The sequence below is a fragment of the Candidatus Zixiibacteriota bacterium genome (genome assembly GCA_018820315.1).
Classification (GTDB): Bacteria; Zixibacteria; MSB-5A5; order JAABVY01; family JAHJOQ01; genus JAHJOQ01.
This window is the reverse complement of the sequence record JAHJOQ010000014.1, coordinates 1-9419: the sequence shown is the minus strand read 5'-3', so window position 1 is coordinate 9419 and position 9419 is coordinate 1. Positions and strand designations below refer to the sequence as shown.

Genomic DNA, 9419 nt, shown 5'->3' with positions numbered 1-9419 from the left:
CCGAGACCATCGCAGTATGTATCCTTGACCAGCTTCGCCTTGCCGTCGATTATCTGGATTGCACCCTCGGCGCATGAGGGCACACAGAGTCCGCACCCGTCGCATTTCTCTTCATCTATATGAACTATCTTCCGGACTGCCATAATTGGCTCCTTTCGATTTGGTGTCTCACTACATTCTTCGGCAAAATGTACTGGAATAGTCCCTTTTAAGCATTGACCTGGGTCAAGAAATCAGATTTTCTGACCATCTGCGATTGCGGCGAGCCTGGCGGGATCGAGGATTGTGATCTCTTTGTTGTCGACTTGAATTATTCCTAAGTCGCTAAATTTGCGCAGGTTGCGAGAAAGGGTTTCGCTCGCTGTTCCGAGCTTCGTCGAGAGTGCTGTCTTTGACATCCTCAGGACAACGACTTCCCCCGGAGTGCGGTCATATTCACCGAGCAGGTATGATGCGAGCCGGGCCGGGACTTCCTTGAGCGACAGATTCTCGACCATCTGGTTGTATTCACGCAGAAATGCGGACAGCGAGCCTATTATCTTGAGCGAAATCTCCGGCATACGCGCGAGAAGATCGACGAATTCTGACTTTGGGAAGTAGATGACGACAGAATCCTCCAGCGCGATGCAATTGGCCGGATAGCTGCTCCCCTGGAAGATAGCCGCTTCGGCGAAGAGTTGGCCAGCCGATATAATGTGAATCGTGTATTCTCTGCCCTCCGGTGATGCCTTGTAGATTCTGACCTTCCCTTCGACCAGCGAAAAGAAGCCATCTGCCGGATCGCCTTCAAGAAACAGCATACCGTTCCGCGCTACGGAGCGGATCGAGGAAATCTTAGCTATCGCAGCCAGTTCGCTCTCATTTAGATGAGCGCAGAGGCTGCAGCGGCGCAGTGCATTATCTATATCCATAATTAGTCTTATGATTGCGAATTTTGCATCCCTTATCAATACATTTTTGAGGACACATACAGGAAAAGGAACATCCTGCGAATCACTCTGTTGAATTACTACTGACCGTTATTCGATCATTATACATCAACATGGCAGGAGTATTTTGATTAGTGCTAATATGAGGCGACACGTCAGAGCAACCCTGACTACAACAGCAGTCTTTCTGATATTGGCAGCAGTAACGCTACATTGTTCCGATAGGAGTGAATCAATGAAAGATTCGACAGGACGAGTTTCGGATACATCAAAAGTTGATGATACGGTCGGTGGGACCGCTTATGCAGGGCATGCTAATGCGCTCATCAACGAGAAAAGCCCGTATCTTCTGCAGCACGCATACAACCCGCTGGAATGGTATCCGTGGGGGGAGGAGGCTTTCGACAAGGCTCGCAGAGAAGATAAACCGATCTTTCTCTCCATTGGTTACTCGACTTGCCACTGGTGTCATGTTATGGAGCACGAATCGTTCGAGGATTCGACGGTGGCAGCCATGATGAACGAGGCATTTGTGTCGATCAAAGTTGATCGCGAGGAGCGTCCCGATATCGACAATATATACATGACTGTCTGCCAGATGATGACCGGTAGCGGCGGATGGCCGCTGACAATATTGATGACTCCCGACAAGAAACCATTCTTTGCAGGTACATATATCCCCAGGGAGTCCCGATACGGAAGACCCGGCATGCTTGAGTTGATCCCTCAAGTGGTAGATGTCTGGAAGAATCGGAGAGAGGATATCGACCAATCTGCCGAGCAGATAGTCGCTGGACTACAACGCTCAACCGAATCGGTTTCGTCCGGCGGCGATCTGGGAGAAACGACACTTGTCAGGGCATACGATGAACTCAAAGGCCGGTTCGACGAGCAGCGCGGTGGTTTTGCGGGAAGCAGAAAGTTCCCGATTCCACACAATCAACTATTTCTTTTGCGGTATTGGAAGAGAACCGGCGATCAGCACGCGCTCACTATGGTCGAGAAAACTCTGCAGGCCATGCGACACGGCGGCATTTTCGACCATGTCGGGTTCGGATTTCACAGATATTCGACCGACCCTGACTGGCTGCTTCCGCATTTCGAGAAGATGCTTTATGATCAGGCGCTGCTGACGATGGCTTATGTCGAGGCATATCAGGCTACCGGAAAAGATGAGTACGCAACGACTGCCCGCGAAATTCTGACATATGTGCTGCGAGATATGACTTCACCCAATGGCGGATTCTATTCTGCCGAGGATGCTGATAGCGAAGGGGAAGAGGGGAAGTATTATGTCTGGACGCTCGATGAACTCAAGCAAGTCCTCGGCGAGGAGGATGCTCGCATCGCTGCGGCAACGTACAACGTGCTACCGAATGGGAATTTCAAGGATGAGGCAACCGGTGCCGGCTCAGGTGCGAATATTCTGCATCTGACAAGGCCACTTAGCGAAGTTGCATCAGAACTTGCTTTGTCCGAATCCGAACTGGATAGCAAGCTGGAGAGTACACGCGAAAGGCTTTTCGCATATCGAGAGAAGCGAGTGCATCCCTCCAAAGATGACAAGATTCTGACCGATTGGAACGGTTTAATGATCGCGGCTCTTGCCAAAGCTGCGCAGGTTTTCGATGATCCTCAGTACCGGGATGCCGCGGAGAAGGCTGCCGAGTTTGTGATGAGCAATGTGCGATCTGGAGATGGCAGGTTGCTTCATCGGTTCCGCGATGGCGAAGCCGCAATGCCTGCGTTTGTCGATGACTATGCTTACTTCGTCCGGGGACTGATTGAACTGTACGAGGCAACCTTTGATACGGAATACTTGAAAAGTACGATTGAACTGAACGACCAGATGCTCGCGCATTTCTGGGATGATACCGATGGCGGCTATTTCTTCACGGCTGACGACAGCGAGGAATTGATTCATCGGTCAAAGGAAATCTACGACGGTGCAACGCCATCCGGCAATTCCGTCGCGATGCTGAATCTGCTGCGGCTTGCAAGAATCACCGGCGACACAGCTCTTGAGAGCAAAGCCGCTGCGATTGCGAAGTCGTTCTCCGGCTCGGTCAATACCAGCCCATCGAATTTCACGCAGTTGATGATGGCTGTCGATTTCGCGGTTGGACCATCGTATGAGATTGTGATAGTCGGCAAAGATGGCGCTGAAGATACCGAGAAGATGTTATCGACTCTGCAAAGTGTGTACCTGCCGAACAAAGTCGTGATTTTCAAGCCGTCTGATGAGAAGTCGCCCGACATTTCGAAGATCGCTGAATTCACGCGGGATCAGAAGAGCATTGATGCCAAATCGACGGTATATGTTTGTATGAATTACAACTGCAAGCTCCCGACCACCAGTCCCGATGAGATGATTACATTGCTGAAGCAATAACAGGCATTATCCTTGTGAGCGCAATGGTGTGCCTCTGCACAGTTGATGTATGACGACCACAGGAGCACAACTCCTGTGTGCACGGGAATCCAGTTCTCTATCGGGCACAGGGACGTACGCCAACCACAGTATGGATTCCGTCAGGAAAGATTCCTGACGGCTCTTCGAATAATTCGCAGCGTACTCATTTAGGTTTAGCCAAAAACCATTGAACGAACCATCACTGAGAATGTCGTTTCCTCAATTCAGCTGAAAGTTCATTCCCTTCAGAATCCATCGAGTTGTTGATTTCGGCAGCGATTTCCCTGCCCCCTTGAAGCCCCGCAGATCGGCAAAAGGCCTGAACTGAGCGACTGAGTACACAAAGGCATTGAATTCCTCTGCGAATTTCAATGTATCAACCAATGCTTTGCGTAGGTTTGCGGGAGTGACCGGTTTACCGTGGACGTGCTTGTCTCGGACTGCCTCTGCTGATTCCAACTTCTTCAAGAGAGGCTCGCTGATGTGCTTTCCGAAGATAGTGCGGAAGAGTTCTCTGAATCTGGTTCGCGACAGATAATCTCCCGTAACAGCCTTCCAGGAGAGATCTGCATCCGTCTGATGGAGTTTGACGATTCCGCAGTAAATTGTCATGTGTTTCGCGAACTCGATACGCGCAAAAACATAACTGACTACGACGTCCCAGCGGTAGCGGTCGATCAAGTCTGTGAAATGAGGAAAGTACTTCTGAATCTCTGTTTGCGCTTCATCATACGCCTTAATGACAGTCTTGTAGGAACCTGGATTTGTCATCTGCCTTCCTCCCTTTATTCGATTGTCCTCATAAGGATTACACTAACCCTCACCAACCATCTAAATCAATATCCCCGCCGTCGAACCGATTTTAGTCAACTCAATCTTATCCAAATCGCTGACGCCGAGGCCGTGGCGCGTGTCGGCAAGTCGGATATGATGCGCCGTTGGACGCAACGGTTTGTTCTCGCCGAAATATGCAAGACGTTTCGCCTGCAATATCTGCAATCCGACAGAATCGAGCGCTACCGGATCGGTGCCGACAAGCAGACCGCCATATTTCCAAGTGTATTCCGGATTGAAATGATGCGATCCGACTCCGTGGAATAGTGGTGTCAGCATGACCAGCACATTGAGCCGTGTTTTGCCCTGGACCATCGGAAGATCCCACAACTTTGCGAGATCGGCGCAGTAATTGTCGTGATAGCTGGGCGGACTTGGCGTAAACATGATGTAGTTTTTCAGAAGGCTCCCGACGCCGGACCAGTGGTGAGTCCTCATCGGGCGAGCATTTATCAGAGCTGTAGAGCCTTTGAAGACTTTACTGCGAAGAACACCGCGATCATCGATGTCGATATTCTTCTCATCTACACCCACCTGCAGCAAGCTTAGTCTGAAATATTCCTCAAGAGCCTCCGGTGTCGGCAATGGCCCCCACTCATTGCTCTTGATGCCAACAACATCGTCAGGCTTGAATAACCCCTTCCAGACATCGATTGGTTTCTCAGCCTCGAACAGAGCTGTGAGAGCGTCATCCATCATCTTCGAGATGACTTTCGGATCGATCCCGCCTTCTTTGTCGAACACGTCCGGATTTCGCACGAGAGCAACTCTGGTTTTGGCGACAGGCTTCGCATCATCCGCGAGCAGCGGAAGAGGCAACGCAGCTCCGAGCGCGGCAAATGTGGCACCCCGGATGAAATCGCGCCGGGTGATCGTGCCGATTTTCTTGTCAGTCAGGTTCTTGGTCATAGCCTATATCTCCGATAGTCTCTTCTTTGTCTCTGCAATCAGCTCGCGACCATATGATTCGCTCGTAGCATCGAACACCAGCAGGATGTATCGTTCGTACGGTTCCGACACAACCCATTTACCGTTTTCAGTCTGAGCAATGCCACTCCCCCCAGCCTCCGGAATGTAGGCATCACTGAAACTCGTAAACGCCTTGGCAGCAAGATCATTATCGGGATAGCGGATGCATGTCAAGTATGCCGCGTCGGGTTGATAGATTCCGAGTACAGCATCTGTCTTATCGCTGAGCATCAGAATGTTCTGATCAGAAAGATAATAGTGATAGTTCAAAGATGTGTAGAGATGAAAGTACCGGACGGATGACGCTGATAGATTCTGGTCCGGGAGGCATTCGAGAATATCTGGCTTCGCGCCTTTCGACTTGATCTTCAAATCGATTGCTGCGGCCATCTCGCAGAGCGCCTCTTTAGTCTCCGGTGTCTCTTTCTCCGTCACGATAGATACGAAATACTTGTCTTTCCAGAAATAGAACATTCCGGTTCGATACTCCGCTCCTTGACCGGGAACTCTCACCTCCTCGTCGCGCGAATGGCTGAAGATCCCGAAGGCATCCTTGGATGAACCCATATCGAATATCTCGACGACGATTCCGGGCTGTGTGGGATTCACAAAACGACGCACCGCCATTTCTCTGTAGTCGTACATTCGATAGACTTCGCCTGCGCCGTCCATGTAGTCGAAAATCGTTTCCCGGTCATATAATTCAGTGGCAGCATCGGCTTTCCAGCCAGCGATTTCAGTCGGCATTAGATTTTGCATGTTGATCACGCCCCCCTTCTCAACGGATTGACCACATCCGGCAAGTGTCAATATTGCGAGCACAAATATGAGAGAAAGTAGTCTGAAGATGTTGGTCATCCTGATAAAATGGTCCATCCATTGACCCTCCATGAAACCTCAGATTGCTACGCTCTCTCCTTCTCCAGATACTTCATCAACGGATACGTGCATTCCTCGGGTGCTTTCTGACCGGCAAGGCAGAGCAGCGAGCGCGATCCGTTCCGGTCGTCATAGTGCGGTCGGTCAATCAGGCAGCCGAATCGGCATTGAAGGCACTTTTCTGCTTGAAGATTGAGACGTACCGCGGTAGCCGCTGCAACTTCGACATTTGCCTTCCTCCATTCAGGCTTCTGCCCGCACGGACTTAGCTCGATGTTGTGGAGCCGCGTGAAGACCAGCCTGCCTCTGTCGAAATCGGGTGTCGCTCGACAGAGTATGTGATCGCCATTGCCAAGTCCAAATCGCGATTGAGTCTTGTCTGAAAGCCGCGCAAAGCAAACATCTTCGAACAAATCGTAGCCGATATGAGCGCTCTTGAAAACGGCGAGCCAATTCAGAAATGCAAATCGCTCATGCCGAGGATTGCCGTAAGGTCTGAAATTCGGTTTGATTGCATCTATAGTGGCTTCGAGCTCGATTTCGCGCCCGACGATTTCATCCAGCCAGAAGTTAAGGTCCTCAAGCTGGCTCTTGAACTTTCTGAATTCTTCTTCGGAGATTTTCAGCTTTGGCTGCCGCATATATTTCTCCTCGAAATAATGCTTGCAGCTGAAGCATTTCCTGCCGACATGCTTGAATTTCTTCGGACAGGAATGTCCCTTGTCGAGGAGACGGCACTTCCACACGAACACCATGCAGCCGTCGGGAAAACACTTTTTTTCATTTAGAATGTGGTGTGGTGTTACAGCGCCACCGAATTTCTGATGAGATGAGTGCGGGCAACTGAAAATGTCGGGCAGCTTGTAAAGATTGGTGAATATCTTTCGCATGAAAGCCTCGTCCGATGTATGAGATATATATTACACAGCCGCCGTATATCCAAGTGATTATATCGGATTTAGCAGTAGCGGAGCGTCGTGATGATCTCCGTCTATGCACCAACCGTGAACGTCGGTTGCATATTGAAACGCTTGCCCCATCTGCACTTGCACTAATAACAATCCGACAGACTGTTGTGCTCCTCCAATACTTTGCATGATTCGACAGCGGGTTCGAGATCGGTTTCAGTGACTTCCAGACTCATTATTGTTCTCGCATGTACATGTAAAACAATGACTTCGCAATATACTGAAACGGAATTCTTCTCGATGGCACTCCCGTTGCAACTGCTCTCAAGGGAATGCTACGAGAGAGGAGGTCCGAAGGTGAAAGTACGGTTTACTTTGACTATGGACGATGCAACTGTGTCTGGGGACCACTATGACGCTATCATTATCGACTGGGTTTCCGACTTGGCGCAGGATGAAGTGCTTCGTCTATCACAGCAATGGATCACATCGCAGAACTTCCTTACACAACGGATGGTAGGGCTGAGCCGGGTTGGGGAATCATCTCTGACAATCGAACCTGTATCGGAGTCTCTATAGTGGAGCGATACCCATGAACGAGTTCATCGAGAGGATCATCACAAAAGCTCCGTCTTTGCTCGGAGGGGTGTCGGACTATGTCAAAGACTTCGATTCATTTCTGAAGTCGAATCTCGGATCGGTTCCTCCCGCAATTGTATATTTCGCGGTTTTGATGATTATTGTTGTGAGTGTTGTCTACCTGACCAGGATGGCACTCAAGCTGGCATTTTTCGTGATACTCCCGACCATAGGATCCGCCGTCGCGGTCTCCTACGTATTCCCATCGCTCGATCCGGCACGAGTCCTTCCCGGCGCTGCGATCGTATTCGTAGCGATATTCATCTTCAAGCACTGACGGTCAGAGCCGTCCATATTGCCGCTCTCCCTAAGTCCGATTCATGCTTGCGTAAAGCTGCCTCCGTCGAATCTTGACGAATGTCATTCTGTTGAAACCGCTTGTTGGTGAAGTCCATTTCGCGCCGAACGTCGTCATCGCGAGGAGCGGAGCGACGTGGCGATCTCAATGTCAATCAAAGCTATGGTGAAAAGTGGAGACTGCCACGCTTTGCTCGCAGTGACGATTGCCGACCTATTAGCTGTGCGCGCAGTGGCTGTGCCTCTGCGTTCTCATATGAGTGCGATCATGACCGTTTCACTCTGAGACAATGATGTCTTCGCTGGCGCCTGATCTTTGAGCAGCCTTGACTGATGGTTGACTATACAATTCGGACGTGTCACCCAATGTGTTGACAATCTCCCACATTATCCGCACTCCGGGACAACGCGTGAACACTGATCTCATCTATAAGCGTTGTCACTACACCCACTTACATTGACGAATAGTGGGCGGCATGCATGTTGCATTTGCTCCTATGCGTAAGCGTTTCTAGTAACTAAAAGAAGGAGTGATTGTGATGTGGCTGCGCCGAAAAAAGCGGCGTACCGTCTGTCCTATATGCAACGGTGCGCTGACTCATGTGAACGGGAAGAACATTTGCAAGTTATGCCGGATTGAAATCAGGGGAAGTAGTCTCAAGCCACTGCATGACGACTTAGGTGGCGACACACAGACTCACAGACTGCGCGGCTAAGGGGGTGCGATGACTGGGGGAAGGATCTGCGCGATCTGCGGAAGGAAGATGCGCGAGTTCAAGGGCATCTACATGTGCCTTGAATGCAACGACAAATATGGCGAGTACTACAACTTCCTTTCAACGGCGGTATCGGAATTCAAGAAGCCGGACGGTAAGGATGTCGTCCTGATCGAGTGTCCCGGTGCGACGGTCTACGATGAAACCAACACCGAGATTGTCAAGGGTGTGAAATGGAACAACCCTAACGATTTCACCGAGGGGCACACGATAGTCGGAAGCCCGATATATGCGCCGGCTCATCAGAAGAAACGGATGGTGCCGAAGGAGAATCTCGGGAGCATTGCCCGCTGCCAGGCATGCCAGGATTTCACTGTGCGTCTGCGGATTTTCAACAACCAGAAGATGAAAGGCGAGTATACGCACGAATCTCCGCTCATGCCGAGGAACCATCCGAAGGCAAGTTTCGACCCTCGCAAGCCGACCGACACTCCGCCGCGAAGTCGATGATCCTCAACCGACGGTCTCGAAACCACCCTCCGCATTGCTCAGGATACACAATGGTCTCAATCTGCGGCACACTTTGACGACATCAATAAAAGCGCCCCCGCCAAATCGATTGAGGCTCCCCTTATCCAGCGCCCGTTTGCATCCTGGAACCTTTCAATTAGCTTGACAATTGCCGATAATTGCATAAATTCCGCGTTGGTTGATCAGCGCATAGACTATGTGCGCTGACCGCTACGATCAAGCAATAATGGCGGTGTAGCTCAGTTGGTTAGAGCAGCGGAATCATAATCCGCGTGTCCGGGGTTCAAGTCCCTGCACCGCTATT

At 50.6% G+C, this 9419-nt stretch carries 10 protein-coding genes and 1 tRNA gene; 5 read left to right on the top strand and 6 right to left on the bottom strand.

Features of this window, described 5'->3' with window-relative positions; translation table 11 throughout:
* Both KKH67_01430 and KKH67_01425 read right to left on the bottom strand, forming a co-directional pair.
* A partial coding sequence (locus KKH67_01430) for a 4Fe-4S binding protein (protein ID MBU1317834.1) occupies positions 1-143 on the bottom strand: 143 nt, incomplete at its 3' end.
* A 90-nt stretch (positions 144-233) separates the two neighbouring features.
* Complete coding sequence (locus KKH67_01425; GenBank protein MBU1317833.1) at positions 234-911, bottom strand: Crp/Fnr family transcriptional regulator; 678 nt, start codon at positions 909-911, stop codon at positions 234-236.
* A gap of 253 nt (positions 912-1164) precedes the next feature.
* On the opposite strand from KKH67_01425, the gene KKH67_01420 reads away from it, so the two are divergent.
* A complete protein-coding gene (locus KKH67_01420; GenBank protein ID MBU1317832.1) occupies positions 1165-3321 on the top strand; it encodes a thioredoxin domain-containing protein in 2157 nt (718 codons plus the stop codon).
* A 240-nt stretch (positions 3322-3561) separates the two neighbouring features.
* Here the strand turns inward: KKH67_01420 and KKH67_01415 are convergent, their stop codons facing one another.
* The 4 genes from KKH67_01415 to KKH67_01400 are packed head-to-tail and all read right to left on the bottom strand — an operon-like array spanning position 3562 to position 6914.
* Complete coding sequence (locus KKH67_01415; protein MBU1317831.1) at positions 3562-4113, bottom strand: hypothetical protein; 552 nt, start codon at positions 4111-4113, stop codon at positions 3562-3564.
* Between the two features lie 60 nt (positions 4114-4173).
* Positions 4174-5085 (bottom strand): DUF362 domain-containing protein, encoded by a 912-nt coding sequence (locus tag KKH67_01410; protein MBU1317830.1) that lies wholly within the window; start codon positions 5083-5085, stop codon positions 4174-4176.
* A 3-nt stretch (positions 5086-5088) separates the two neighbouring features.
* On the bottom strand, positions 5089-6021 hold the full coding sequence (locus KKH67_01405) for a hypothetical protein (GenBank protein ID MBU1317829.1): 933 nt from the start codon (positions 6019-6021) through the stop codon (positions 5089-5091).
* A 29-nt stretch (positions 6022-6050) separates the two neighbouring features.
* Entirely contained in the window at positions 6051-6914 is an 864-nt protein-coding gene (locus KKH67_01400) for a hypothetical protein (GenBank protein MBU1317828.1), read from the bottom strand.
* Positions 6915-7289: 375 nt separating this feature from the next.
* Between KKH67_01400 and KKH67_01395 the strand changes: the two genes are divergently transcribed.
* From KKH67_01395 to KKH67_01380, 4 genes are all read left to right on the top strand, one after another.
* Positions 7290-7511: a hypothetical protein gene (locus KKH67_01395; GenBank protein MBU1317827.1), complete on the top strand. Its 222-nt coding sequence runs from the start codon at positions 7290-7292 to the stop codon at positions 7509-7511.
* A 13-nt stretch (positions 7512-7524) separates the two neighbouring features.
* Entirely contained in the window at positions 7525-7848 is a 324-nt protein-coding gene (locus KKH67_01390) for a hypothetical protein (protein ID MBU1317826.1), read from the top strand.
* A 745-nt stretch (positions 7849-8593) separates the two neighbouring features.
* Positions 8594-9094, top strand: a complete 501-nt coding sequence (locus KKH67_01385) for a DC1 domain-containing protein (protein MBU1317825.1) — start codon at positions 8594-8596, stop codon at positions 9092-9094.
* A gap of 249 nt (positions 9095-9343) precedes the next feature.
* Positions 9344-9417: transfer RNA gene (locus KKH67_01380), tRNA-Met, on the top strand.
* Positions 9418-9419 lie beyond the last annotated feature (2 nt).

Excerpts from the sequence above, each read along its gene's own strand:
- KKH67_01425 (MBU1317833.1), bottom strand. The coding sequence starts at position 911 with ATGGATATAGATAATGCACTGCGCCGCTGCAGCCTCTGCGCTCATCTA.
- KKH67_01420 (MBU1317832.1), top strand. The coding sequence starts at position 1,165 with ATGAAAGATTCGACAGGACGAGTTTCGGATACATCAAAAGTTGATGAT.
- KKH67_01415 (MBU1317831.1), bottom strand. The coding sequence starts at position 4,113 with ATGACAAATCCAGGTTCCTACAAGACTGTCATTAAGGCGTATGATGAA.
- KKH67_01410 (MBU1317830.1), bottom strand. The coding sequence starts at position 5,085 with ATGACCAAGAACCTGACTGACAAGAAAATCGGCACGATCACCCGGCGC.
- KKH67_01405 (MBU1317829.1), bottom strand. The coding sequence starts at position 6,021 with ATGGACCATTTTATCAGGATGACCAACATCTTCAGACTACTTTCTCTC.
- KKH67_01400 (MBU1317828.1), bottom strand. The coding sequence starts at position 6,914 with ATGCGAAAGATATTCACCAATCTTTACAAGCTGCCCGACATTTTCAGT.
- KKH67_01390 (MBU1317826.1), top strand. The coding sequence starts at position 7,525 with ATGAACGAGTTCATCGAGAGGATCATCACAAAAGCTCCGTCTTTGCTC.
- KKH67_01385 (MBU1317825.1), top strand. The coding sequence starts at position 8,594 with ATGACTGGGGGAAGGATCTGCGCGATCTGCGGAAGGAAGATGCGCGAG.